The sequence below is a fragment of the Microbacterium resistens genome, from assembly GCF_031456305.1.
Classification (GTDB): Bacteria; Actinomycetota; Actinomycetes; order Actinomycetales; family Microbacteriaceae; genus Microbacterium; species Microbacterium resistens_A.
Window position 1 is genome coordinate 31,071 of sequence record NZ_JAVDUM010000002.1, and the last position, 24,792, is coordinate 55,862.

20 protein-coding genes and 1 tRNA gene are annotated in these 24,792 nt (G+C 69.8%); 18 read left to right on the plus strand and 3 right to left on the minus strand.

What is annotated here, in order from left to right; all coding sequences use genetic code 11:
- Positions 1-40 precede the first annotated feature (40 nt).
- From J2Y69_RS02220 to J2Y69_RS02250, 7 genes are all read left to right on the plus strand, one after another.
- The gene (locus J2Y69_RS02220; RefSeq protein ID WP_310017092.1) at positions 41-1,309 is read left to right on the plus strand and encodes an alpha-L-fucosidase; all 1,269 of its coding nucleotides are present in this window, start codon (positions 41-43) and stop codon (positions 1,307-1,309) included.
- A 256-nt stretch (positions 1,310-1,565) separates the two neighbouring features.
- A complete protein-coding gene (locus J2Y69_RS02225; RefSeq protein ID WP_310017094.1) occupies positions 1,566-2,822 on the plus strand; it encodes an ABC transporter substrate-binding protein in 1,257 nt (418 codons plus the stop codon).
- Positions 2,823-2,871: 49 nt separating this feature from the next.
- The gene (locus tag J2Y69_RS02230) at positions 2,872-3,777 is read left to right on the plus strand and encodes a carbohydrate ABC transporter permease (protein ID WP_310017096.1); all 906 of its coding nucleotides are present in this window, start codon (positions 2,872-2,874) and stop codon (positions 3,775-3,777) included.
- Positions 3,767-4,684 (plus strand): carbohydrate ABC transporter permease, encoded by a 918-nt coding sequence (locus J2Y69_RS02235; RefSeq protein WP_310017098.1) that lies wholly within the window; start codon positions 3,767-3,769, stop codon positions 4,682-4,684. The genes J2Y69_RS02230 and J2Y69_RS02235 overlap by 11 nt, the downstream gene beginning before the upstream one ends.
- Positions 4,681-5,646 carry an ROK family protein gene (locus J2Y69_RS02240; protein WP_310017100.1) on the plus strand — a complete coding sequence of 322 codons (966 nt, stop codon included), beginning with the start codon at positions 4,681-4,683 and terminating at the stop codon, positions 5,644-5,646. Before J2Y69_RS02235 ends, J2Y69_RS02240 begins: the two co-directional genes overlap by 4 nt.
- A 46-nt stretch (positions 5,647-5,692) precedes the next feature.
- Entirely contained in the window at positions 5,693-7,255 is a 1,563-nt protein-coding gene (locus tag J2Y69_RS02245) for a M81 family metallopeptidase (RefSeq protein ID WP_310017755.1), read from the plus strand.
- On the plus strand, positions 7,252-8,604 hold the full coding sequence (locus tag J2Y69_RS02250) for an alpha-L-fucosidase (RefSeq protein WP_310017103.1): 1,353 nt from the start codon (positions 7,252-7,254) through the stop codon (positions 8,602-8,604). The genes J2Y69_RS02245 and J2Y69_RS02250 overlap by 4 nt, the downstream gene beginning before the upstream one ends.
- A 27-nt stretch (positions 8,605-8,631) precedes the next feature.
- Here the strand turns inward: J2Y69_RS02250 and J2Y69_RS02255 are convergent, their stop codons facing one another.
- Positions 8,632-9,549, minus strand: coding sequence for a cytochrome b family protein (locus J2Y69_RS02255; RefSeq protein ID WP_310017105.1), 918 nt, complete (start codon positions 9,547-9,549; stop codon positions 8,632-8,634).
- 68 nt (positions 9,550-9,617) lie between these two features.
- On the opposite strand from J2Y69_RS02255, the gene J2Y69_RS02260 reads away from it, so the two are divergent.
- The 3 genes from J2Y69_RS02260 (at position 9,618) to serA (ending at position 12,277) form a co-directional block, all read left to right on the plus strand.
- Positions 9,618-10,139 carry a hypothetical protein gene (locus tag J2Y69_RS02260; protein WP_310017107.1) on the plus strand — a complete coding sequence of 174 codons (522 nt, stop codon included), beginning with the start codon at positions 9,618-9,620 and terminating at the stop codon, positions 10,137-10,139.
- Complete coding sequence (locus J2Y69_RS02265) at positions 10,136-10,504, plus strand: hypothetical protein (RefSeq protein WP_310017109.1); 369 nt, start codon at positions 10,136-10,138, stop codon at positions 10,502-10,504. Before J2Y69_RS02260 ends, J2Y69_RS02265 begins: the two co-directional genes overlap by 4 nt.
- Before the next feature lie 168 nt (positions 10,505-10,672).
- On the plus strand, positions 10,673-12,277 hold the full coding sequence (gene serA, locus J2Y69_RS02270; RefSeq protein WP_310017111.1) for a phosphoglycerate dehydrogenase: 1,605 nt from the start codon (positions 10,673-10,675) through the stop codon (positions 12,275-12,277).
- A 28-nt stretch (positions 12,278-12,305) separates the two neighbouring features.
- Here serA and J2Y69_RS02275 read toward each other — a convergent pair whose 3' ends face one another.
- A complete protein-coding gene (locus J2Y69_RS02275) occupies positions 12,306-12,854 on the minus strand; it encodes a TetR/AcrR family transcriptional regulator (protein WP_310017113.1) in 549 nt (182 codons plus the stop codon).
- A 79-nt stretch (positions 12,855-12,933) separates the two neighbouring features.
- Between J2Y69_RS02275 and J2Y69_RS02280 the strand changes: the two genes are divergently transcribed.
- The 3 genes from J2Y69_RS02280 to J2Y69_RS02290 all read left to right on the plus strand — a co-directional run bounded on the left by J2Y69_RS02280 (position 12,934) and on the right by J2Y69_RS02290 (position 16,760).
- Entirely contained in the window at positions 12,934-14,484 is a 1,551-nt protein-coding gene (locus J2Y69_RS02280) for an MFS transporter (RefSeq protein WP_310017115.1), read from the plus strand.
- Positions 14,485-14,571: 87 nt separating this feature from the next.
- Positions 14,572-15,621, plus strand: a complete 1,050-nt coding sequence (locus J2Y69_RS02285) for a 3-isopropylmalate dehydrogenase (protein ID WP_310017117.1) — start codon at positions 14,572-14,574, stop codon at positions 15,619-15,621.
- A gap of 50 nt (positions 15,622-15,671) precedes the next feature.
- Positions 15,672-16,760 (plus strand): branched-chain amino acid aminotransferase, encoded by a 1,089-nt coding sequence (locus J2Y69_RS02290; protein ID WP_310017119.1) that lies wholly within the window; start codon positions 15,672-15,674, stop codon positions 16,758-16,760.
- A gap of 113 nt (positions 16,761-16,873) precedes the next feature.
- Here the strand turns inward: J2Y69_RS02290 and J2Y69_RS02295 are convergent, their stop codons facing one another.
- The gene (locus tag J2Y69_RS02295) at positions 16,874-18,187 is read right to left on the minus strand and encodes an HNH endonuclease signature motif containing protein (protein ID WP_310017121.1); all 1,314 of its coding nucleotides are present in this window, start codon (positions 18,185-18,187) and stop codon (positions 16,874-16,876) included.
- Between the two features lie 172 nt (positions 18,188-18,359).
- On the opposite strand from J2Y69_RS02295, the gene J2Y69_RS02300 reads away from it, so the two are divergent.
- The 5 genes from J2Y69_RS02300 to J2Y69_RS02320 all read left to right on the plus strand — a co-directional run bounded on the left by J2Y69_RS02300 (position 18,360) and on the right by J2Y69_RS02320 (position 24,791).
- Entirely contained in the window at positions 18,360-19,136 is a 777-nt protein-coding gene (locus tag J2Y69_RS02300) for a fumarylacetoacetate hydrolase family protein (RefSeq protein WP_310017123.1), read from the plus strand.
- Complete coding sequence (locus J2Y69_RS02305; RefSeq protein ID WP_310017125.1) at positions 19,133-20,380, plus strand: MFS transporter; 1,248 nt, start codon at positions 19,133-19,135, stop codon at positions 20,378-20,380. The genes J2Y69_RS02300 and J2Y69_RS02305 overlap by 4 nt, the downstream gene beginning before the upstream one ends.
- A 1-nt stretch (position 20,381) precedes the next feature.
- Positions 20,382-23,042, plus strand: a complete 2,661-nt coding sequence (locus J2Y69_RS02310) for a hypothetical protein (protein WP_310017127.1) — start codon at positions 20,382-20,384, stop codon at positions 23,040-23,042.
- Between the two features lie 78 nt (positions 23,043-23,120).
- The gene (gene gltX / locus J2Y69_RS02315) at positions 23,121-24,623 is read left to right on the plus strand and encodes a glutamate--tRNA ligase (protein ID WP_310017129.1); all 1,503 of its coding nucleotides are present in this window, start codon (positions 23,121-23,123) and stop codon (positions 24,621-24,623) included.
- 96 nt (positions 24,624-24,719) lie between these two features.
- Positions 24,720-24,791: transfer RNA gene (locus J2Y69_RS02320), tRNA-Gln, on the plus strand.
- Position 24,792: the final 1 nt, after the last annotated feature.

A 24,792-nucleotide genomic window follows, 5' to 3' on the forward strand; every position in this document is an offset into this window, starting at 1 on the left:
TGTCTGTGCGAAGATGGGGGCATCCGACCCCGAGGGAGCGATGATGCGGCAGGAATGGTTCGATGAGGCACGGTTCGGCATGTTCGTGCACTTCGGTGCGTACAGCGGCGCGGCGAGGCACGAGTGGGTGCAGAACTACGAGCGGCTGACCGCCGAGGAGTACCGTCCGTACGTCGACCATTTCGACCCCGACCTGTTCGACGCGCGCGCCCTCGCCCGTCGGGCCAAGGCGACGGGGATGGGGTACGTGGTGCTCACGACCAAGCACCATGACGGCTTCTGCCTCTGGGACTCCGCCCTCACCGAGGTCACGTCGGTCGCCGTCTGCGGGCGCGATCTCGTGCGCGAGTACGTCGACGCGCTCCGGGAGGAGGGGCTGCGGGTCGGCCTCTACCACTCGCTGATCGACTGGAGCCACCCGGACTTCACCGTCGACTGGAACCACCCCCGTCGCGGCGACGAGATCGAGCGCGAGCGCAATGCGGGGCGGGACATGGCGCGCTACCGGGAGTACCTGCACGGTCAGGTGCGCGAGCTGCTCACCGGCTACGGCGAGATCGACTACCTCTTCTTCGACTTCACCTATCCCGAGCACCGCGACGGCTGGGACGGCAAAGGGCCGGGGGACTGGGCGGCCGAGGAGCTGCTCGCGCTCTGCCGTGAGCTCCAGCCCGGGATGCTGGTGAACGACAGGCTGGGGATCCCCGCGGACTTCGTCACGCCGGAGCAGTACCAGCCCACGTCTCCGATCGTGAAGGACGGCGTCCCGCAGGTCTGGGAGGCCTGTCAGACGATCAACGGCTCGTGGGGCTATCACCGGGACAACCACGACCGGAAGTCGGCCGAGATGCTCGTCCGCATGCTGGCCGACTCGGTCTCGATGGACGGGAACATGCTCCTGAACGTCGGCCCGGACGGGCGGGGGGCGATCGCGCCCCGCGACGAGGCCGTCCTCGCGGAGATCGGCGAGTGGATGCGTCTGCACCGCGATGCCGTCGTGGGCGCCGGGCACACCGCACACGTCCCGCCGCGGGAGGGCGTCTACACGCGGCGGGGCGATCGCCTCTACCTGCACCTGTTCTCCTGGCCCCTCGGCTTCGTCCACCTGCCGGGGCTCGGGGGAGAGGCGACCTATGCGCGACTCCTCCACGACGGATCCTGGCTGCGGACGTCCGTGACCGATCCGGGGCAGCAGGCCGACTACCTGACCCCTGCCGGGGAGGCGGAGGGGACTCTGACCGTGCACCTCCCCGTCCAGCGGCCCGATGTGCTGGTCCCGGTGATCGAGATCACCCTCGCGTCGTCCTGATCCGCACGGCGAGCCACACGGCGTCCGGCGTTCGCGCCGGGCGCCGTTGTTGGTGTGCGCGCACATACCTCGGATCTCTGTTCTGTGCGACTCGACGCAAGTTCCCGAGAACATCACGAATATCTCACGATGCGGATCAAACATCCGATGTTCGGCTGGCGAAAGGTGGGATGATCTGTCAGGATTATGGAACAACCCGATCAACTTGGTTCGATCTCGAACGAAGAATCGCCAGTCGTGCCTGAGGAGGCATTCAATGAAGAAGATTCACCTCGTTCCTGCGGCGGCTCTCACCGCGAGCGCAGCGCTCGTCCTCGCCGGCTGCAGCGGCGGCGGCGCACCCGCGTCCGACGGTGACGCGATCGTCGTCGACATGTGGTCGGGGAGCGAGTCGGACACCGACGCGCTGAAGGCGCAGATCGCCCTCGCCCAGAAGCAGAACCCCGACATCGAGATCAAGCTGCAGACCGCGCCGTGGAGCGACTTCTTCACCAAGCTCACCACGAACATGGCCAGCGGCAACATGGCGTGCATCACGGGGATGAGCGGCGCGCAGCTCGGCGGCTACACCGGCGGCTTCCGCGAGCTCAGCGCCGAGGACCTCAAGACGGCCGGCCTCGACTGGAAGGAGTTCAACCCCAGTGCGGAAGGGATCCTGAGTTTCGAGGGCAAGCTCTATGGAGTCCCCTTCGACGTCGCCACGATGCTCGTGTACTACAACCAGGATCTGCTGACGGCGGCCGGCGCACCGACGCCGGAGGTCGGCTGGACGTTCGACGACTTCGACGCGATCGCCGCGAAGGCGACGAAGGACGGCAAGTACGGCTTCGGCATGGGCATGGGCGGCTACCAGTGGATGTCGATGCCGATCGCCTACTCCGCGTCCCAGCCCGCATCGGAGGACGGCACGCTGCACATCGACGACAAGAAGTTCGTCGACGCGGCCTCCTGGTACGCGGGCCTGGTCGTCGACAAGAAGGTCGCCGCCCCCGTCGCGTCGGCCTCCGACACCGGATGGGGCGAGAACCAGTACACCGGCGGCAACGCCGCGATGGCGGTCGACGGTACCTGGAACGCCGTGAGCTATCTCAAGAACGAGTCCGGCTTCGCGGCCGGGATGGTCCCGCTCCCGGCCGGCGCGAAGGGCAACCCCGGCCCGATCCTCGGCTCCGGGTACGGCATCTCCAAGACCTGCAAGAACCCCGAGGCTGCGCTGAAGGTGCTCGGCTCCCTGCTCGGGCAGGAGGCGCAGGACTACATCGCCTCCTCCGGCCGCTCCTACCCGGCGCGCCTGTCGTCGCAGCCGTTGTACTTCGAGTCGATCGACGCGCAGTACCGCGACCAGGTGAAGACCGTCTTCGAGGCGGCCTTCGGAGACACGGTGCCGCTCTACATGACCAAGAACTGGCAGAAGCTGGACAGCTACATCCAGCCGAACCTCGTCAGCGTCTACAACGGCCAGATGACGATGGAGGAGCTGCTCTCCAACGCCCAGTCGCAGTTCGGCAACTGAGCGCACCGGCATCCGCGTCCGCCCGCAGGAGACAGAGGAAAGAACCGAGATGACGATCACGACCACACGTCGAGGATCGCTCGCGAAGGTCGAGGCCCGCCAGGCGCTGGGATTCGCCAGCCCAGCCCTGGTGGGGCTCGCCCTGTTCACGATCGTGCCCGTCGGGCTCTCGATCGTGATGAGCGTCTTCAACTGGCCGACCTTCGGGGACCGGACCTTCAGCGGCGTCGACAACTATGTGAAGCTCTTCACCAGCAGCCCCGACTTCTGGCCGGCACTGCGCAACTCCGCGGTGTACACGATCCTCTACGTCCCGCTCAGCATCGCGCTCTCGCTCCTGCTCGCCCTCGGTCTCGGCCCCCGCATCCGGGGCAGGGGCGCGTTGCGGGTGCTCTTCTTCATCCCGGTCGTGACGCCGATGGTCGCGAACGTCCTGGTCTGGAAGATGCTCCTGCAGCCGCAGGGGCTCGTCAACGGCGTCTCGCAGAGCTGGTTCGGCATCCAGCTCCCCAACTTCCTCGCCGACCCGTCCTGGGCGATGGTCATGGTGGTCGTCATGAGCGTCTGGCAGGGACTCGGCTACAACATGCTGATCTTCTCCGCCGCCCTGGAGCAGCTCCCCGAGAGCGTCCTGGAGGCGGCGAGCATCGACGGCGCGCAGGGCTTCCGCCGGGTGTGGAGCGTGATCATCCCGATGATCTCCCCGGCGATCTTCTTCGCGACGATCATGACGATGATCACGAGCCTCCAGGTCTTCGTCCAACCGCAGATGCTCACCGGCGGAGGGCCGGGAAACGCCACCAAACCGCTGGTGATGTACATCTGGGAGCAGGGCTTCACTTTCGGAGACCTCGGTCTCGCCGCGGCGGGCGCCTGGATCCTCTTCGCGATCATCATCGTCATCACCGCGTTCCAGTTCGCCGCGCAGAAGAAGTGGGTGCACTATGAGCACTGAGACGCTGGTGCAGGCCTCCGATGCCCGGGGCCGCCGGAAGGACTCCGCAGGCCCCAGGGCCAGGGGCGCCACGATGACGCCGGGGGCACGGTTCCGGCGGATCCTCGCCCACATCGCCATCTACGTCGCGGCGCTGATCTTCATCTCGCCGCTGGTCTACGCGTTCTTCTCGGCGCTGAAGCCGAACACCGAGATGTTCTCGATGCCGCCGACGCTGATCGGCTCCGAGCTGCGATGGGGCAACTTCGCTGACGTCTTCGCCTACGGCCCGTTCGTCACCTACATCGTGAACTCGTTCATCGTCGCGATCCTGGGGACGCTCGTCGTGCTCGTGGTCTCCACGACCGCCGGATACGCCTTCGGGCGCCTCCGGTGGAAGGGGCGCGACGCCGTGTTCATCCTGTTCCTGGCGACCCTGATGGTCCCCGCCGAGGTGCTCGTCATCCCGATGTTCCAGGTGATGCAGTGGTTCAACTGGGTCGACACCTATCAGGCGCTGGTCCTCCCGTTCGCCTTCGGGGCGTTCGGCACCTTCCTCATGCGCCAGTTCTTCCGCGGGATCCCCTATGAGCTGGAGGAGGCCGCGCGCGTGGACGGCGCAGGCCCCGTCCGCACCTTCCTCCGGATCATCCTGCCGCTGTCGAAGTCGGCGGTGGCGGTGCTCGCGGTGTTCACCTTCCTGACGTTCTGGAACAGCTACCTGTGGCCGCTGATCGTGACGGTCGACTACAACGCCCACGGCACGCTGCCGGTCGGCCTCGCGAGCTTCTCCGGTCTCACCGGCACCCGGTGGGACCTGCAGATGGCCGCGGCGATCATCTCGATGATCCCCACGACCGTCCTCGTGATCGCACTGCAGAAGCACCTCGTCAAGGGCATCGCGATGGCGGGGCTCGGCGGACGATGAGCGACAGGGCACCATGGGGCCACGGCGCCCCCGGAGACGCGCGCGCCCGAGTGACGGCGGGCATCGACATCGGCGGGACGAAGATCTCGGCGGTCCTCGCCGACGGGGCAGGCGGGGTCCTCGCTCGCGGGACGGTCCCGGCCCCGGCCAGGGAGGGCGGCCCCGCGATGGCGGACGCGGCGTCGGGCCTCGTCGCACGTCTGGGCGCCGAGGCCGACGTGGTCGTGGCGGCCGTCGGCGTGGGGGCTGCGGGAGTGATCGATCAGGCCGCCGGAAGAGTGGTCGCGGCCTCCGCCACGTTCGCGGACTGGGCGGGCTATCCGCTCGCCCAGGAGCTGTCCGCACGGCTCGGGGTCCCCGTCCGGATCGAGAACGACGTCAACGCCTTCCTCCTCGGCGAACTGCGCTGGGGAGCCGCCGCCGGTGAGGCGAACGTGCTCGGCGTCATGCTCGGCACGGGCGTGGGCGGGGCCATCGTCCTGGACGGCGAGCTCCATCACGGCGCCAACGGCGCGGCGGGGGAGATCGGCCACATCCCGGGGTTCAGCGATCTCCTCTGCACCTGCGGACAGATCGGGCACCTGGAGACCCTCGCCTCGGGGACCTCGATCGCCCTCCGCTACGCCGAGCGGACCGGCGAGACGCTCTCCGCCCCGGAGATCGCCGAGCGGGCACGCGCCGACGAGCCGGCCGCGATCGAGGTCTTCGCCGCGGCGGGGCGAGCGGTCGCCCTCGCCGCCTCGATCACCGCCTCCCTGCTCGATCTCGACCTCGTGGTCGTCGGCGGAGGCCTCGCGAACGCCTGGGACGTCTTGGAGCCCGCGATCTTGCGGACGCTCCGGACGGACGCCCCGGTCTCCGGCTTCCCGCTGCGGGTCGTCCCCGCCGTTCTCGACGGCGACGTCGTGGCCCTCGGCGCCGCGGCGCTCGCCGCCGCAACCGCCCCCTACGCCATCGTCTGACAGGAGTGCCGCCGTGACCGAGCGACCCGAAGCGCATGAGATCTGGATGGGGGAGCTTCCTCCGGTGTCCCCGGGAGGCCTTGCCAGGCCGAGGATCGGCATCGGCGGCATCTCGATCGAATCCAGCACCTTCTCCCCGCACGTCTCGGGCGACGAGGCGTTCACGATCCGCGCCGGTGCCGATCTGCTCGCCTACTACCCGTTCCTGGACGAGGGGCGCGAGCTCCGCGAGGCCGCGGAGTGGGTGCCGATCCACCATGGACGCTCCCTGCCCGGCGGCGCGGTCCATCCGGACACCTATCGCCGGATGAAGGAGGCGATCGTCTCCGGCATCCGGGCGCAGGGCCCGTTCGACGGGTTCTTCCTGGACATCCACGGCGCGATGAGCGTCATCGGGATGACCGACGCGGAGGGGGATCTGACCACCGCCGTGCGCGATGCCCTGGGGCCGGACACCCTCGTCTCCACCTCGATGGATCTGCACGGCAACGTCTCCGAGATCCTGCGCGACGAGATCGACCTCCTCACCTGCTACCGGATGGCTCCGCACGAGGACTGGCTGAACACGAAGGAGCGCGCGGTCTGGAACCTGCTCGCCCGGCTGCGCGGAGAGCACGGCGCCGATCCGCTCCGTCGCCGTCCGTACAAGGCGTGGGTCCCGGTTCCCGTCCTCCTCCCCGGGGAGAAGACGAGCACGCGCCTCGAGCCGGCGAAGGGGATCTACGAACGGCTTCCGGAAGTGGAAGCGCTGGACGGCGTCGTGGACGCGGCGGTCTGGGTCGGCTATGCCTGGGCCGACGAGCCCCGCAACATGGCGATCGTGATGGTCACGGGCGACGACCGCCGGGTCATCGCCCGTGAGGCGGAGCGCCTCGCCCGCGCCTATTGGGACGCCCGCGCGGACTTCGCGTTCGTCGGTCCGACGGCGACGCTCGGCGATGCCCTCGATCAGGCGCTGGACCGAGCGCCGGCTCGGGCGCTGGCTTCTGGCGCTGTGCGCCCGTTCCTGATCTCGGACTCCGGCGACAACCCCACCGCGGGCGGTGCGGGCGACGTCTCCTGGACGCTCGGCGAGCTGCTCGCGCGGGACGATCTGGCGATGGGGGACCACATGGTGGTGCACGCATCGGTGTTCGACGCCGCCGCGGTCGCGCAGGCGGTGACCGCGGGGGTCGGCGCCTCGGCGACGCTCTCCGTCGGAGGCCGCGTCGACCCCGGTCCCCGCGGCCCGGTGACGATCTCCGGCGAGGTGCTCTCGATCACGGAGGGCGACCCGGACGCAGGCACCCAGGCGGTGGTCCGCTCCGGAAGCGTGTACGCGATCATCACCGAGCGGCGCAAGCCGTTCCATCGCCTCGACGACTTCCGGATGCTCGGGATCGACCCCGAGGACGCCGACGTGATCATCGTGAAGATCGGCTATCTCGAGCCCGAGCTCCACGAGCTTGCGGCCGAGTGGATCCTGGCGCTCACCCCGGGAGGTGTGGATCAGGACCTGCTGCGTCTGGGGCATCATCGCCTGGCCCCCGGCGTCTACCCGTTCGACACCACAGGGGATCCTGCGCTCACGCCCGTCGTGAGCCGACGCGGCGAGGAGGCCGGCGCATGATGAACTTCGAGACGAGGACGGGGCCCGACCTCGGAGTGGCGAGCCCGCAGTATCCAACCCAGGGCGTCCCGGAGTGGTATCGGGACGCCAAGCTCGGCTTCTTCGTGCACTGGGGGCTGTACTCGGTGCCCGCCTGGGCCGTCCAGCACGGCGACGGGGTGAACATCCCCACCGAGGACGCCTACGCCTGGCATCAGTACGCGGAGTGGTACGGGAACACCGTGCGCATCCCGGGGAGCCCGACCTGGGAGCGCCATCAGCGCCTCTACGGGCCCGGGGTCTCGTACGAGGATCTGGCCGACCGGTGGGACGCGTCGGCCTTCGACGCCGGCGCGTTCGTCGGCGAGCTGGTCGACGCGGGCGCCCGCTACATTGTCCCCACGACCAAGCATCACGAGGGCTTCTGCCTGTGGGGAACAGGGACGACCGGGTTCAACGCGGTGCGCCGCGGTCCGCGCCGCGACCTGATCGCCGAGTTCCACGACGCCACCCGGCGGGCGGGCGCGCGGTTCGGCGTCTACTACTCCGGCGCGCTGGACTGGCACGTCAGCGACTTCCCGGCGATCGAGTCGGACACGGACCTGTTCCGGTTCCGACGCAACGACGCGCATTTCGCGCGCTACTCCGCCGCGCAGGTCGACGAGCTGATCGAGCGCTTCGCGCCGGATGTCCTCTGGAACGACATCGAGTGGCCCGACGGCGGCAAGGGGGAGGAGGACTACGCCGTGGCGGCGCTCCTGCGACGGTACTTCTCCCGTGTGCCCGAGGGCGTCGTGAACGACCGGTGGGGCGTTCCGTACCACGGGTTCCTCACCCGGGAGTACACCCACATCCCGGACATCGTCGAGCATCCCTGGGAGTCGACCAGAGGCCTCGGCTACTCGTTCGGCTACAACCAGGCGGAGGACGAGCGGCACTCGCTCTCGGGAGCGGCGCTCGTCCGCCTGCTCGTGGACGTCGTGGCCAAGAACGGCAACCTCCTGATCAACGTCGGACCTGCAGCGGACGGGTCGATCCCGGAGCTCCAGCGTCAGGCGATGCGCGAGATGGGGGCGTGGCTGAGCGTCAACGGCGGGGCCGTCTACGGGACGCGTCCCTGGATCCGCGCGGCGGAGAGGTCGGGGGCGCCGCGGAGCTACACCCGATCGGATGGGCGCGTGCACCTGCACGCCCTGGACCCCGTGGCCGGGACCATCGAGCTCCCCGCGGAGCTGGCGGCCACGGCGGACGCGCGCTGGGCGGACGGCACCACCGCGGTGCTCGAGACGAGGCCGGACGGCACGGCCTCCGCCGAGATCCCGGCCGCTCTCCGCTCCGCCCCCGTCGCCGTGCTCACCGTCGCCGGCTGAGGTCTTTGCAGCTCAGGGCGTTGCGGCTCAGGGCGCGGTCGTCGGGACCGGGGTCTTCTCCGGGGCGGAGGACTCCTCCGGCGTGGACGGGCCATCCGTCGACGTGCTCCCGGTGACGGCGTCGACCTGGGCCTGGGTGTATCCGCAGTAGCTCACGGCCTCGGACTCCCAGCGCTTCGTGAGGCGCTCCTTGCCCTCGGCGTGGGCCTGGGCAACGGTGCCCTCGTAGATCTGGCCGTCCTTGGACTCCTTGTTGACGTCGGGGACATCCGCGCACACGTGGAAGACCGAGCCGGACTTGGTCCAGTAGACCTTGTCCTCGCCCGTCAGCTGCTTCACGATGTTCGACTCCGCAGAGTACTGCTCGACCGAGGGCGGGGAGTAGTCGGCGCCGAAGGCGAACGTCGCGACGGCGGCGATGGCGATGCCCGCGATGCCGGCGATGGCCTTCTGCGAGCCGTTCATGTTCTTGTTCGTGAAGATCAGGATGATCAGCGGCAGGAAGGCGACGATCGAGATGATCGCGCCGAGCTGGTTCTGCACGAAGAACCGCACCGTGTCGCTGCGTCGCGCAGGGTCCAGCCGGTTCGCCTTCTTCCAGAGCACGGAGCCGACGCTCGCGAGGACCCCGATGACGACGATCGCCCCGATCAGGCCGATCAGATGACCGGTCGTGAACGGGCTCTGGCGCAGCAGCCAGAAGATCGCGAACGCCTCGCCGGCGATCGCGAGGACCCAGAGGGCGACGGCGATCCAGCGGAGCCGCGTGGCCTGTGACTTGGCCTCGGGAGTCGGCGACCAGTCGGCCGGCGGATCCACCGGGCCGCCCGACGAGCCGGCCCCCCCGGAGGAGCCGGCGCCCCCGGAGGAGGCGGCACCGCTCCGAGCCCCCGACGGGGTCGACGCGGTCGACTGGACGACTTTCTTCTTGCGCTGCTCGGCCACAGTGATCCCTCTCGCTGATGCGTCACCGAGCCTAGTGGGCCGTGACGAGGCGTCGCTACGCTGGACACATGACACCCGATCCCGATGACGCCCTGCGATGGGAGGGCGATGAGCCCGAGAAGGCCCGGCCATCGCTTCCCGCCGGATGGAAGGCGGTCGGACGGGGGAGCGACGAGGTGCGCACCGATCCGATCGGCGCCGAGGAGCCCGCTGCCGAAAAGCCTGCGGTGACCGAGCCCGCTGTCGAGAAGCTCGCCGCGGCTGAGGAGCCGGTCGGCGCCGAGGAGCAGCACGGCATCGGCAACGTCGCCCTGCTGTCCTTCGGGGTGATCGGCGGGATCTACCTGCTCTACGCGATCGGCTGGGCGATCGGCGGGCTCAACCTCCGCCCGAGCGCGAACTTCCTCGTCGCGGACGCGATGTACCTCCCGTGGATGTGGTTGGGGATCCTGGCGCCGTTCCTCTGGTTCCTGGCGGTCTGGGTGCTGACCCGGGGTCGCGCGACCTGGATCCGGATCCTCGGCCTGCTCGCGGGGGTCGTGCTGCTGGTCCCGTGGCCGTTCGTGATGACAGGGGTGGTGGGCGCATGACCGCGTCGCAGGGCACAGGCGCCGTCGCCGGGAGCCGGGTCGCGTCCCGAGGTCCCCGCTGGCTGATCCTCCTCGTGAAGGGCGTCACCGGGCTCTTCTACGCCTACGCGATCTGGAACGCCGTCGCCCACCTCGTCAACCTCGCTCAGCTGGGGCTGAACCCGACGGGGTGGTTCACCATGCTGTTCGCGATCGTGTTCCCCGCCCTGGTCTACGTCGCGGCGCTGGCCATCGCCCGCAGACGCAACGTGGGGGAGCTCTCCCTGGTGATGCTCGCCGGTCTGGGGGTGGTCGCGGTGTTCTGGCTGAACATCGTCGGTTACACCGCGCTGAACCTGAGCTCATTGCTGGTCGTCCCCGCCTGACGGTCCTCGGGTCACACGGTCTAGTCACGCGGTCGGGTCACGCGGTCGGAGAGGTCTGCGAGGCTCCGGTAGAGTGTGACCGATCGCGCCCCCGACGGTGTGCGGCGCATCGGCCCCGTCCGTTTCGCGCGCCCCCGCGTCGTGTGTCCGCCCCGAAGGATCTCCACCGTGCCGAAGCCTGTCGTGCTCATCGCCGAAGTACTCTCTCCCGCCACCATCGACGCGCTCGGACCCGATTTCGACGTGCGCAACGTCGACGGGACCGATCGCCCGGCGCTGTTCTCCGCGCTCGCGGACGCCGACGCGGTGCTCGTCCGCTCCGCGACGAAGATCGATGCCGAGGCGCTGGCCCACGCGCCGGGCCTGAAGGTCGTCGCCCGCGCGGGCGTCGGCCTGGACAACGTGGACATCAAGGCGGCGACGGCGGCCGGCGTCATGGTCGTCAACGCGCCGACCTCGAACATCGTCTCGGCCGCCGAGCTCACGGTCGGCCACATCCTCAGCCTCGCCCGCCGCGTCCCGGCGGCGCACGCCTCGCTGTCCGCGGGGGAGTGGAAGCGCAGCTCCTTCACCGGCGCCGAGCTGTTCGAGAAGACGGTCGGCATCGTGGGGCTCGGCCGGATCGGCGCACTCGTCGCCGCGCGTCTCGCCGCTTTCGACATGCGCGTCGTCGCCTATGACCCCTATGTCACCAGCGCCCGCGCCCAGCAGCTGGGCGTGCAGCTGCTCACGCTCGACGAGCTGGTCGCGGAGGCCGACTTCCTCACCATCCACATGCCGAAGACCCCGGAGACGACGGGGATGATCGGCGCCGCGCAGCTGGCCGCGATGAAGCCCACCGCCTTCGTCGTGAACGTCGCCCGCGGCGGCCTCATCGACGAGGACGCGCTCCTGGAGGCGCTTCGCGCCGGCGAGATCGCGGGTGCCGGGCTCGACGTCTTCACGGCCGAGCCGCCGGCCGAGGGGAGCTCCGCCCGTGAGCTCATCGCGCTGCCGAACGTGGTCGTCACCCCTCACCTGGGGGCGAGCACCGAGGAGGCGCAGGAGAAGGCCGGTGTCTCCGTCGCCCGTTCCGTCCGCCTCGCGCTCGGCGGGGACCTCGTGCCCGATGCCGTCAACGTCGCCGGCGGCGTGATCGATCCGTACGTGCGTCCCGGCATCCCGCTGGTCGAGAAGCTCGGCCAGATCTTCGCCGCGCTCGCGCCGTCGCCGCTCACCAGCCTCGACGTCGAGGTCCACGGCGACCTCAACGACTACGACGTGAGCGTGCTCCGGCTCGCCGCCCTCAAGGGTGTCTTCACGAACATCGTCAGCGAGACCGTCTCCTACGTGAACGCCCCCCTGCTCGCCGAGCAGCGGGGCGTGGCCGTCCGCCTGCTCAAGGACGACGTGAGCGAGGAGTACCGGAACGTCATCACCCTTCGCGGCGCGCTCTCCGACGGCTCGCAGCTCTCGGTCTCGGGCACCCTGACCGGGCCGAAGCAGACCGAGAAGCTCGTCGGCATCAACGAGTACGCGGTCGAGCTGCCGATCGAGAAGCACCACGTGGTGATGCTCTACACCGACCGTCCCGGCATCGTCGCGGTCTACGGTCAGCGTTTCGGCGAGGCCGGCATCAACATCGCCGGCATGCAGATCGCCCGTCAGGCGGCCGGGGCCCAGGCGCTCAGCGTGCTGACCCTCGACTCGCCCATCGCCGAGGAGCTGCTGGACGAGGTGCGCGCGGAGATCGACGCGGACCTGTTCCGGCAGATCCAGATCACCGAGATCTGACGCTCGTCAGGTCGTCATCTGACGCTCGTCAGGTCGTCGAGGCGAGCACGAGCGCGATGAGGGCGTCCAGGGCGGCCCCCGTCGGCACGGGCGTCTCGACGCCGATCGTCGCGGGCGCCAGGGCGTTGTTGTAGTAGAGCCCGTCGCTGAGCAGCATGACCAGGTGCAGCGCCGTCTCGTCGCGCACGTGCGGCCGCAGCCCCGCCGCCCAGCGCTCGCGGACCTCGCGGAGGGCGTCGACGCTCCCCGCGTGCCCCGCCTGCGCGAGCCGGGAGGCGGCGACGATCGCCCTGTCCAACGGGTCATCGGCCATCACCGAGGTGCGGAGGAAGTAGGCCACGGGCCCCTCGGGGGCGATCGCCATGCGCTCGGCGTCCTCGGTGACGCGCTCCTCGAGGCGGCGCAGGATCCCGGTCGCTAGATCGTCCTTCGAGGCGAAGTGGTAGAGCAGGCCGCCCTTGGAGACGCCGGCGGCCTTCGCGACGGCATCGAGGGTCGCTGCGCGCTCGCCGTCATCGATGAGGATCGCCTCGAAGGCGTCCAGCACGCGTTCGCGGGCCAACGGGGGACGGGACATGAGGTCTCCTTCCGGTGCGCCGGGCATGGCATGTCTGATACTATACCAGCCGGACGGTTCAGTAATCGGAGGAGAGATCATGTCCACGACGCAGGCGATCGAGACGGCCGAGGCGGATGCGCCCAGGGCCGGAGCGCGTGCATGGGCGGCGCTCGCCGTGCTCATGCTGCCGGTGCTCCTCGTCTCGGTCGACAACACGGTGCTGTCCTTCGCGTTGCCCGAGATCTCGCTGGCGCTCGCGCCGACGAGCATCGAGCAGCTCTGGATCATCGACGTCTACCCCCTCGTGCTCGCGGGGCTCCTTGTGACGATGGGCACGCTCGGCGACCGCTTCGGGCGTCGGCGCATGCTGCTGATCGGATCGACGGGGTTCGCCGCCGTCTCGGTGCTCGCCGCCTTCGCGCCGACCGCCATGCTGCTCGTCGCGGCGCGGGCGCTGCTGGGCGTGTTCGGGGCGATGCTGATGCCGTCGACCCTGTCCCTCCTGCGCTCGCTGTTCCGCAACCGGGAGCAGCGACGGCTCGCGATCGCCGTCTGGGCGTCCGCCTTCTCCGCGGGCTCCGCTCTCGGCCCGATCGTGGGCGGCTTCCTCCTGGAGCACTTCAGCTGGGGCTCCGTGTTCCTTCTCGCGGTCCCGGTGCTCATCCCGCTCCTGATCGGCGCGCCGCTCCTCGTCCCGGAGAGCCGTGACCCGAACCCGGGTCGGATCGACCTGCTCAGCATCGCGCTGTCGATGGCGACGATGATCCCTGTCGTCTACGCGATCAAGACCTTCGCGGTGTACGGCTTCGGCGTCGCCCCGATGCTCTGGCTCATCGGCGGGGTGGTGATGGGGGCGCTCTTCGTGCGGCGGCAGCTGGCCGCCGAGAGCCCGATGCTCGACATGGCGCTGTTCCGGCGCGGGTCGTTCTCCGGCGCGATCCTCGTGAACCTCTTGAGCGTCGTCGCGCTGGTCGGGTTCCTCTACTTCGTCTCCCAGCATGTGCAGCTGGTCCTCGGCCTCTCGCCGATGCAGGCCGGGCTCTCCCTCGTGCCGGGGATGGCGATGATGATCGTCGCCGGCCTCGCGGTCGTCCCGATCTCGCGGCGGGTCCCCCCGCACGTGCTCATCCCCATCGCGTTGGTCTTCTCCTTCGCCGGCTACCTGATCGTGGCGCTGACGACGAGCGACCACGGCGTGCTGCCGCTCGTGATCGCCTTCGTGACCCTCGGGATCGGGATCGGCGCGGCGGAGACCATCTCCAACGAGCTCATCGTCACCAACGCCCCGCCCGCGAAGGCGGGCGCCGCGAGCGCCGTGTCCGAGACGGCGTACGAGCTCGGGGCGGTGCTGGGCACGGCCTTCCTCGGCGGGCTCATCACGGCCTTCTACCGGGGGGCGCTCGTGCTGCCGGACGGCCTGGACGGTGCTGACGCGGCGGCGGCATCGGAGACGCTCTCCGGCGCCTACACGGTCTCGCACGGCCTGCCCGAGCCGTTGGCCGGACAGGTCTGGGAGGCGGCGTCGACCGCCTTCGGCTCCGGCGTGATGGTCACGTCGCTGATCGGGGCAGGCCTCGTTGTTCTGGCAGGCGTGATCGCGGCCGTGATGCTGCGCCGCTCGGGCAGCGAGACGAGCGCCTCGGCGTGACGTCCGGGGCTCCGTCGCACGTGCGTCGGAGCCCCAGGCGGGCCGATACGCTGGAGGCCTGCCCCATCCTCTGTCGCTAGGAGTCGCATGTCCCGCGTCGTGAAGCTCGCCGTCATCCCGGGTGACGGGATCGGCCCCGAGGTCGTCGTCCAGGCGGAGAGGGTGCTCGACGCCGTCACGTCCGGGAGCGACGTCGCCTTCGAGAAGACGCGCTTCTCGCTCGGCGCCGCGCGCTACCTCGAGACCGGTGACACGCTGACCGATGAGGATCTCGATGCGATCCGCGCGCACGATGCGATCCTCCTCGGTGCCGTCGGGGGAGTGCCGGGCGACCCGCGTCTGAGGGACGCGAACATCGAGCGAGGACTCCTCCTCAAGCTCCGCTTCGAGCTTGACCACTACGTCAACCTGCGTCCGTCCACGCTCTACCCCGGCGCCCCCGGTCCGCTCGCCGACCCGGGCGAGATCGACTTCGTGGTGGTGCGCGAGGGGACCGAAGGGCCCTACGTCGGCAACGGCGGGGCGATCAGGAAGGGCACCCCGCACGAGGTCGCCAACGAGACCAGCGTGAACACGGCCTTCGGGGTGGAGCGGGTCGTCCGCTACGCCTTCGCGCTGGCGGAGCGGCGCCGGCATGGGCTCACCCTCGTGCACAAGACCAACGTGCTCGTGCACGCCGGGTCGATCTGGAAGCGGATCGTCGACGAGGTGGCGCGGGAGCACCCCGATGTCGCCGTAGACTACTTGCACGTCGACGCGGCCACGATCTTCCTGGTCACCAACCCCTCGCGTTTCGATGTCATCGTCACCGACAACCTCTTCGGCGACATCCTCACTGATCTGGCAGGCGCCGTCACCGGTGGCATCGGCCTCGCCGCCTCGGGCAACATCAACCCCGATCGTGCGTTCCCGTCGATGTTCGAGCCCGTCCACGGCTCGGCGCCGGACATCGCAGGCCAGCACAAGGCCGATCCGACCGCCGCGATCCTCTCGGTGTCGCTGCTGCTCGACCACCTCGGGCTGCAGGACGAGGCCGAGCGCGTGCAGCGTGCGGTCCGGGAGGACATCGCGGGACGTGAGGCCCCGCGCAGCACCGAGCAGATCGGCGACGCGATCATCGCTCGCCTCTCGGCGTAATCTGAAGACCGCGCGAGCGCCGCCGCTCGCACCCGACCGCAGGATGTGACATGACCGACACCGCAACCGCTCCGCTCACGTTCGCCGTGACCAGGAACCTGGCAGCCAAGAACCCCGCCCAGCGCGAGGCGATCCTCCAGGATCCCGGATTCGGCACCAACTTCACCGACCACATGGTCGACATCTGCTGGTCCGAGGGTGGCGGATGGCACCGCCCCCGCGTCCAGCCCTACGGGCCCATCCCGCTGGATCCTGCCGCCGCCGTGCTGCATTACGGGCAGGAGATCTTCGAGGGGATCAAGGCCTACCGGCACGCTGACGGGTCCGTGCACACCTTCCGCCCGGACCGGAACGCCGCCCGGCTCCGCAACAGCGCCCGCCGGCTCGCGCTGCCGGAGCTGCCGACGGAGCACTTCATCCAGTCCCTGCGCGAGCTCGTCGCGGTGGATCTGGACTGGGTCCCCTCCGGTGCGGATCAGAGCCTCTACTTCCGTCCGTTCATGTTCGCCAAGGAGGCGTTCCTCGGCGTCCGCCCGGCCAAGAAGGTCGCCTACTATCTGATCGCCTGTCCCGCGGGCTCCTACTTCGCAGGCGGCGTCAAGCCGGTCAGCATCTGGCTGAGCGAGAACTACGCGCGAGCAGGTAAGGGCGGCACGGGGGCCGCGAAGACCGGCGGCAACTACGCGTCGAGCCTGCTGCCGCAGGCCGAGGCGTACGAGAAGGGCTGCGACCAGGTGGTCTTCCTTGATCAGGACGGCAACGTCGAGGAGCTCGGCGGCATGAACGTCGTGTTCGTCTTCAAGGACGGACGTGTGGTCACCCCCGAGTCCGACAGCATCCTCGAGGGCATCACGCGCGACTCGCTGCTGCAGCTCGCCGAGGACCGTGGGCTCACGGTCGAGCGTCGCGCGGTCTCGCTCCAGGAGTGGCGCGACGGCGTGGCGAACGGCGACATCACGGAGGTCTTCGCCTGCGGCACCGCTGCGGTGGTCACGCCGATCGGCGCGCTGAAGGGCGAGGGCTTCGAGGAGGCCCAGCCCCAGGGCGACCTCGCCCTCTCGCTGCGGGAGGAGCTCACCGACATCCAGTACGGCCGTCGCGAGGACAAGCATGGTTGGCTGGTCCGTCTGGACGCCTGAGGTCTGGAACATGAGCTGAAGCGCGACGCTCTCACGAAGGGGCGCACGGATCTACGGGTCTGTGCGCCCCTTCGCTTTGTGCTTTGTTCTGCACCGTGGGCCGAGGGGGCGGGCTATCCGAGGGGGACGAATTGGACGCGCGGCGGGACGGCGTCGGTGTAGACCTGGCCCGTCGGGCTGATCCAGTCGATGACTCCGCCCAGGCGTTGGATCGCCCGCCATCGCCATCGCGCGTCATGGTCGGGGTGTTTGAGGGTGTGATGCGTCGGGCAGAGGCAGCAGAGATTGCCGATCTCGGTGTGGCCGCCCTTCGCATGGTCGTGATTGTGATCGATCTCGCACCGTCGCGCCGCGCGCCGACAGCCCGGGAAGCGACAGTGCCGGTCGCGGGCGCGCAGGAAGCGGCGCATCGCGGACGTCGGCGCATAGGAGTCGGTGCGGATCACCATCCCCTGGGCGTCCAGGAACAGCCGAGTCCACATCGAGGAGGTTCCCGCCAGCGGGCGTGCCGTTCCCGGGAGGAGCGGACCGTGTCCGTCGTGTTCCGCCATGCGCTGGTCGTCGCCGGTCAGGGTCGTCGCTGCGACGGTTACCTGGACCGTCGCCTGGATGGACTCCAACGCGGTTCCGTGGGCGGATGTCGGATCCGTGGTGAGAAGCAGATCGGCGAGGACGTCGGCGCGGATCTCGTCGAGAGTACGGCTGTCGCTGTCGCTGTCGTCGCGGTTGCGGCTCGTTGGGGCGAGGGCATCGGGATCGACTTCCTCGCGGGAGCGGGACTCCGCTCGCGCCTCGTCGCGCAGCCGGCGTCCCATCGCGGTGAGACGGTCGTGCACGGCATGGGCGAGGACCGAGGGCAGGATCGCGGAGAGGTGCGCCATACCGTCCTCGAGGTCGGTCACCACGACCCGCCGGTCGGCGTGGGCGCGGCGGTGGCGCTCGGCCGTGTTCTCTGGAGCGAGGGCGGCGCTCACCGACTTCGCGAACGCGACGGTCCGCGCGACCGTCTCGGCAGCGGCGAACGGCACGACCTGGCGTTCGTAGTCCGAGAGCGCAGCCGCGTCCTTCGTCGGGATCGATGCGGCGGACTCGGTGATCGCCGTCGCGTGGCGGAGCGAGATCGTCCCCTCCGCCAAAGCAGCCCTGGTCGAGGGGAAACGGTCGTGGAGCATCCAGGACGCGCCCAGCTCCCGTGCGGCAGTCGCTTTGGTGAGGTGCAGTCCGGCGGCGACCTCGCACAGCATCGAGCGCTCTGCCGCCTCGAACCCTGTGGACCCCGGCGGCACCTCGGCGAGAAGCCGCGAGACGCGCTCGGAGAGCAGCGCCGCGACTCGGGATTCGAGACGAGCGATCTCGGCGCGAAGCGCGGCGCACTCGTCGACGATCTCTCCGTTACGAGAGATATACGAGTCAACGAAGGCTTCCATGTCTCAAGAATAGAAGATATATACGAGTAAAAACAGAGACGATCGTCTATCCGTGGAGACGAAGGTCCTGATGATCTGCAGTGCAGGAACGGTCCTCTCGCGGAGTGAGGGCCGAGCGGTTCGGCGGTGAGCGGGGGATGCCGGTGTCGGAGGTGCTGGATAGGCTGGGGTGGTGAAGATCGCACGGTTCAGTCACAACGACGGCATCCAGTTCGGCATCCTGGACGAGCAGGAGCTGGTGGTCCTCGCCGGTGATCCGATGTTCGCCGGCTATGAGCCGACGGGGGAGCGGATCCCGCTCGCCGATGCGGCGCTGCTCGCGCCGGTGATCCCGCGCTCCAAGGTCGTCTGCGTCGGCAAGAACTATCACGACCATGCGGCGGAGATGGGCGGTGAGGCTCCGGAGGAGCCGCTGCTGTTCCTCAAGCCCAACACCGCGGTGATCGGCCCCGGCGACACGATCGTCCGCCCGACGCTCTCAGAGCGCACCGAGCACGAGGGTGAGCTGGTCGTCGTGATCGGCCGGATCGCCAAGAACGTCCGCGCCGAGAACGCGCTGGACTACGTGTTCGGCTACACCGTCGGCAACGACGTCACCGCGCGCGATCTGCAGCGGAAGGACGGGCAGTGGGCGCGGGCGAAGGGCTTCGACACCTTCTGCCCCCTCGGGCCGGTGATCGAGACGGAGTTCGACCCCGCGAGCGCCACCATCGAGACGCGCGTGAACGGAGAGGTCCGCCAGCAGGCTCCGCTGTCCGACATGATCCACTCCATCCCCGCCATCATCGAGTACGCCTCCGCGGTGTTCACGCTGCTGCCGGGGGACGTGATCATGACGGGGACGCCCGCGGGCGTCGGCCCGTTCGCCGCCGGCGACGTCGTCGAGGTGGAGGTCAGCGGGATCGGGACGCTCCGCAACGCCGTGCGCGACGCCCTCCCGGCGTCGTGACCGTCCTCGCGCCCTCGACGGCGCAGGTCGCGGCGATCCAGCGCCGCACCGTCCGGGTCCTCGCGCTCGGCCAGGTGCTCGGCGGGATCGCCTTCGGCGCGACGGTGTCCCTCGGCGCGCTGCTCGCCGCCGACATCTCCGGCGACGACGCGCTGTCCGGGCTCGCGACGGCCTCCGTGACCCTCGGGGCGGCGCTCTGCGCCATCCCTCTCGCCCGGGCGGCGGCCCGGTACGGGCGACGCCTCGCCCTCACCGCAGGCAACGTCCTCGCACTCGTCGGCGTCGCGATCGTGATCGCCGCGGCGTCCGCCCGCTCATTCCCGATGCTGCTGACCGGCATCATCCTCATCGGCATGGGCAATGCCGGCAACCTGCAGTCCCGGTTCGCGGCGACCGATCTCGCCACCGCCGAGCACCGGGGCCGAGATCTCTCGGTGGTGGTCTGGTCGACGACGATCGGCGGCGTCGCTGGCCCCTTCCTGCTCTCGCCGGGAGAGCACATCGGGCACCTCCTCGGCATGCCGCCGCTGACCGGCTCCTATGTGTTCTCGCTGATCGGACAGGCGCTCGCGCTCGTGCTCTACCTCGTGGCACTGCGTCCGGATCCGCTCCTCACCGCGCAGCGCGTGAGCCGGAGCGCGGCATCCACGACCGCGATCGGTGCGGACGCGGATCGGCCGGCCGCTGCACGGTACGCCATCTTCGCCGTGGCGGGCTCGCACGCGGTGATGGCCTCGGTCATGGCGATGACGCCCGTGCATCTCGCCCACATGGCGCACGGCGGGCACGGTGCGAGCACGTCCGATGTGACCCTGCTGGTGGGCATGACGATCGGCCTGCACGTGGCGGGGATGTACGGGCTCTCTCCCCTGTTCGGGATCCTGGCCGACCGGTGGGGGAGGGTGCGCGTCGTTCTGCTGGGACAAGCGATGCTCGTGACGTCCCTGGTCACCGCGATCGTCGCCGGGGAGAACTCGATCGGCGTGATGGTGGCCCTCATCCTTCTCGGCCTCGGCTGGAGCGCGGCGACGGTCGCCGGAGCGGCCCTCCTCACCGAGGCCTCGACCGTCGAGCGACGCCCGCGACGACAGGGACTCAGCGACTCGCTTATGAGCCTGACGGCCGCGGCGGGAGCCGCCGGAGCGGGCGTCGTCCTGACGAACTTCGGATACGGCGGACTGAGCGCCGCGGCCCTCGTGGTCGTCGCGGCGATCGTGCTGCTCTCGCCTCTCGCCCGGCGCTGACATGACGGAACACGTGCAGATCGAGAAGGTCGTCGAGACTGCCCGCGCCTTCATCGCCGAGGGCGACCAGGGGGAGGCCCAGGCGCTGCTGACCAGGGCTCTGCTCTCGGCTCCTCCCGCCCAGACGGCGTCCGAGGCCACGGCCATCGCGGAGGCGACGGGCGCGCTCATCGGGCTCGATGCGGGGCTCCTTCCCCTGGACGTCCTTCTGGAGCACATCGAACGGATGGACGTCCTCACGGACGGCTTCGACGATGCCGCCACGGAGGAGGCGCGCGCTGTCGCAGAGGTGCAGGCGGTGGAGTGGGTGCACGAGGACGGGGACGAGGACATGGATCCCGTCGTCCTGGTGGATGTGCTTCGACTCGCATCCGCGCTCGTGCACCGGCACGCCGAGGCTGAGCACATCGGTGTGCGGAGGGCCGCGGCGGAGGCTGCGCTGACCGCGCAGATGATCCGCAACTGGCTCGGCCAGGACCCCCTGTCGATCGCCGTCGCGCTGGAGGCGCTCGCTCTCTCCTTGACCGGGGAGGAGGACGCGAGGATGCGACTCATCCGCATCAACGCGCTCGCCTCGGCGGCCCGGTTCCTGATCGAGAACGACGCGGAGCCCCAGGACGCACGATTCCTCCTGCGATCCGTGGTCTCGGAGAGCGTCGATCTTCCGGATGCCCTCAGGTTCCGCTTCTCCGCGCTGCTCCGACTCGCGGATCTCGACATCGAGGACGGCGCATCGACCGAGGACGCCCTCCGCGAAGGACTCGAAGCACTGCATGCGGGGGACGACCCCGACCGGAGGAGCGCCTGGCTGAGGTGTCGGTTCGCGGATGATCTGCTCCAGAGGCTGCCGGACGAGGAGCGGGACGAGAGGAGCGTCGCGGAGTGGACGAGGCTCCTTGAACGCTTCGCCGTCTCCAGCGATCCCGAGGTACGCCATGCCGCGCTCGAGTATGTCCGCATCCGAGCGGGCGCGGCGGCCACCATGACGGCGGCGGATCTGCGCATCCTTCAGGTCGCCGATGCGCGCTTCCAGGACGACCGGCACCCGGACACCATGGCCGCCCGATTCTTGATCGCGGTGCGGATCGCCGAGGTCTTCGGTGTCCCTGACGCTCGTCCGGTCGGCGACGCAACGTCCGCGCCCCGTGACATCGCGCACGCGGTCCGTCTCGCCGAGGACCTCCCGCGACGGTTCCCCGAGGCGATGGAGGACGACGATCTTGCTCCGGAGGTCGCGCGGGCGCTCCTCGAACGGGCGCTGCGTCTCTCGGATCTGGGCCGTCGGGACGAGGCGCTCGCCCTGCTCACCGATATCCGGACCGGTTTCCGTTCGGTGCGTGAGCCCGGGCGGCTGCGGCACCTCTTCGCCCAGGCGGACTACTGGTCGGCCCGGCTGACGCGGGAGGGCGGGGATCGCGCGAGAGGCCGACGGCTGGCCGAGGCGATGGTCGACGAGTTCGGCGCCGATCCCGATCCCGATGTGCGGATCTGGGCCGGGAACACGCTGTTCTCGACCTGGCGCGCGGAACAGGTCGACGATGAGGAGGCTGAGGCTGCCTTCCAGCGCTTCGCGGAGCTCTTCGGGGATGACCAGGACGTCCGGATCCGGCGTCTCGACGCCTCCCGGTTGACCACCCAGGCGCACCGCGCTCACGAGCGTGGGGCCAGGGAGCGCGCGGTGGAGCTCTTCCAGGCCGTCGTGTCGACGTACGAGGACGATCCGGATGGCGAGATCGCGGACGATGTGAGGCTCGCGCGTGAGAACCTCACCGTCCTCTCGCTCGCCCTGCCGTCCCCTGCGACGGCGACGGATGCAGGGGGCGCGCGCTATCGGGCGCTCCGAGACCGTCTCCTCACCGCCGACGAGCTGCTGAACACCGGACGGGGCGAGGAGGCGGCACGACTCTGGCAGGCGACGATTGATGAGACCGCCGGGGATCCGGACACTGAGACGGCGTTGCTGGGCCTCGCGGCGATGGACGTCTGGAGCGCGGAGCTCGCCGAGGCCGGGCGATGGGCCGCCGTCGCTGACCTGTCCCGTCGGGCGACCGTGATCCGGGAGGGCATGGACCACAGGGCGGGGCAGATCCGGGCGCGCGCCTATCTTCGGCTCGCACTGGCGCTGAGCCGACTGGGCGATCCCCGCGCGGCGGTCGCCACCTATGAGGCGCTGGACGGGCTGGTCGCGGGATCCGAGGACGATGAGATCGTGACGGCCCGGCAGCAGGCGGCGTACAACCGCGCCGTGCTCCTGGACGACCTCGGAGAGGTCGATGCCGCGCTGTACGCCTACGACCATGTGCTGGCCGTGCACACGGCGCGGATCGATTCGGCCTCTCAACGGTTGCGGAGGGTCAAGGCGCTCCGCAACAAGGCGCTGATCCTGGACGGGCTCGGCCGGATCGCGGAGGCGGCGGGTGCGCACCGGCTCATCCTCGACATCGCCACGGCGGCGCCGGACGCGGAGCTGAACCAGCGTGCGAGGGCGTCCGCCTTCGACCTCGCCGCCTGCTTCACCCGGTTGGGCGACCCGGCGTCGGCCGCCGCGACGTACGCATGGGTCCGGACGGCCGTGGGCCTGGGGCTCTCCGACGCCGAGGTCCGCTCGGCCGTGCGCTCGCAGAAGGTCGCGGAGAAGGAGGCACGTCGCCGAGGACGCTGACCGGCGTCGACCATGCGGCTCGGCTCGGCTACGGCTCGGCCCGGCGTGGAGATGCGAGCGCCCTAGAATCGAAGGGCTATGGCTACTCCTCACCCCCGCACCACGACCGCCACCGGAACCGACGTCCGGGTGCGGTTCTGCCCGTCTCCCACCGGGCTCCCGCACGTCGGCCTCGTCCGCACGGCACTCTTCAACTGGGCGTACGCCCGTCATCACGGCGGGACCATGGTGTTCCGGATCGAGGACACCGATGCCGCGCGGGACAGCGAGGAGAGCTATCAGCAGCTGCTCGACGCCCTTCGGTGGCTGGAGATCGACTGGGACGAGGGGGTCGAGATCGGCGGGCCGCACGCGCCGTACCGCCAGTCCCAGCGCCATGACATCTACCGCGGCGTGATCGACACGCTCATCGCATCGGGCGCCGTGTATGAGAGCTACTCGACGGCCGAGGAGATCGACGCGCGCAACGAGGCGAGCGGCCGTGCCAAGCAGCTCGGCTACGACAATCACGATCGCGACCTCACCGAGGCGGAGAAGGCCGCGTTCCGTGCCGAGGGGCGGCAGCCTGCGCTGCGGCTGCGTGTGCCGGACGAGGATCTCACCTACGTCGACCTCATCCGCGGCGAGGTCACCTTCCCCGCCGGGTCCTTCCCTGACTTCGTGGTCGTGCGTCCCAACGGTATCCCGCTGTACACGTTCGTGAACCCGGTCGACGATGCGCTCATGGGGGTCACGCACGTCCTCCGCGGCGAGGACCTCATGCCGTCCACTGCCCGTCAGCTCTCGCTGTACGCGGCGCTCATCGAGGCCGGGGTGACGGACTTCGTACCGCGCTTCGGCCACATGCCGCTCGTGCTCGGCGACGGGACCAAGAAGCTCTCCAAGCGCGACCCGCGCGCCGACCTCTTCCTCCAGCGCGAGAAGGGCATGATCCCGGAGGGGCTGCTGAACTACCTGGCGCTGCTCGGCTGGTCGATCGGCCCGGACCGCGACGTGTTCTCCCGCGAGGAGATGATCGCGGCCTTCCGCATCGAGGACGTGAACCCGAACCCGGCCCGCTTCGACCAGAAGAAGGCGGAGTCGATCAACGGCGACCACATCCGCATGCTGCAGCCGGCCGACTTCGCCGCCCGTATCACGCCGTACCTGCAGCACGCCGGCGTCGTGGGGGAGCAGGTCACGGAGCGTGAGGCGGGCTTGATCGCGGCCGCTGCCCCGCTCATCCAGGAGCGGCTCCCCGTCCTCGGCGACGCACCGGGCCTCCTCGGCTTCCTGTTCGCAGACGAGGTGTCCTTCGACGAGGACGCGCTCGCCGGGCTTCCCGAGAACGCCGCCGAGGTGCTGACAGCCTGCGCCGCGGCCCTCGACCCGATCGACGGCTTCACCGCCGCAGCCGTCCAGGACGCGCTCGCCGCTGCCCTCGTGGACGGGCTCGGGCTCAAGCCGCGCGTGGCCTACGGCCCTCCGCGGGTCGCGATCACTGGACGCCGCGTCTCCCCGCCGCTGTTCGAGTCGATGGAGCTCCTGGGCAAGGACGAGTCGTTGCGGCGTCTGCGCGCGCTGGCCGCCCGACTCGGCTGACGACGCGCCCGGAGAAGTGGGGCGGGCGGGCGTTTTGGCGTTCCGCTCGCCGCTCGGGTAAGCTTGAACCTCGGTGCGAGGCTCCGGTTTCGCCCTTGGGGTATGGTGTAATTGGCAACACGGCTGATTCTGGTTCAGTTGTTCTTGGTTCGAGTCCAGGTACCCCAGC

What these genes read in the sequence shown, in the direction of transcription:
- J2Y69_RS02250 (WP_310017103.1), top strand. Translation starts at nt 7,252, where the DNA reads ATGATGAACTTCGAGACGAGGACGGGGCCCGACCTCGGAGTGGCGAGC.
- J2Y69_RS02310 (WP_310017127.1), top strand. Translation starts at nt 20,382, where the DNA reads ATGACGGAACACGTGCAGATCGAGAAGGTCGTCGAGACTGCCCGCGCC.
- J2Y69_RS02240 (WP_310017100.1), top strand. Translation starts at nt 4,681, where the DNA reads ATGAGCGACAGGGCACCATGGGGCCACGGCGCCCCCGGAGACGCGCGC.
- J2Y69_RS02235 (WP_310017098.1), top strand. Translation starts at nt 3,767, where the DNA reads ATGAGCACTGAGACGCTGGTGCAGGCCTCCGATGCCCGGGGCCGCCGG.
- J2Y69_RS02245 (WP_310017755.1), top strand. Translation starts at nt 5,693, where the DNA reads ATGGGGGAGCTTCCTCCGGTGTCCCCGGGAGGCCTTGCCAGGCCGAGG.
- J2Y69_RS02220 (WP_310017092.1), top strand. Translation starts at nt 41, where the DNA reads ATGATGCGGCAGGAATGGTTCGATGAGGCACGGTTCGGCATGTTCGTG.
- J2Y69_RS02290 (WP_310017119.1), top strand. Translation starts at nt 15,672, where the DNA reads ATGACCGACACCGCAACCGCTCCGCTCACGTTCGCCGTGACCAGGAAC.
- J2Y69_RS02260 (WP_310017107.1), top strand. Translation starts at nt 9,618, where the DNA reads ATGACACCCGATCCCGATGACGCCCTGCGATGGGAGGGCGATGAGCCC.
- J2Y69_RS02275 (WP_310017113.1), bottom strand. Translation starts at nt 12,854, where the DNA reads ATGTCCCGTCCCCCGTTGGCCCGCGAACGCGTGCTGGACGCCTTCGAG.
- gltX (WP_310017129.1), top strand. Translation starts at nt 23,121, where the DNA reads ATGGCTACTCCTCACCCCCGCACCACGACCGCCACCGGAACCGACGTC.
- J2Y69_RS02285 (WP_310017117.1), top strand. Translation starts at nt 14,572, where the DNA reads ATGTCCCGCGTCGTGAAGCTCGCCGTCATCCCGGGTGACGGGATCGGC.
- J2Y69_RS02225 (WP_310017094.1), top strand. Translation starts at nt 1,566, where the DNA reads ATGAAGAAGATTCACCTCGTTCCTGCGGCGGCTCTCACCGCGAGCGCA.
- J2Y69_RS02280 (WP_310017115.1), top strand. Translation starts at nt 12,934, where the DNA reads ATGTCCACGACGCAGGCGATCGAGACGGCCGAGGCGGATGCGCCCAGG.
- J2Y69_RS02265 (WP_310017109.1), top strand. Translation starts at nt 10,136, where the DNA reads ATGACCGCGTCGCAGGGCACAGGCGCCGTCGCCGGGAGCCGGGTCGCG.
- J2Y69_RS02295 (WP_310017121.1), bottom strand. Translation starts at nt 18,187, where the DNA reads ATGGAAGCCTTCGTTGACTCGTATATCTCTCGTAACGGAGAGATCGTC.
- J2Y69_RS02230 (WP_310017096.1), top strand. Translation starts at nt 2,872, where the DNA reads ATGACGATCACGACCACACGTCGAGGATCGCTCGCGAAGGTCGAGGCC.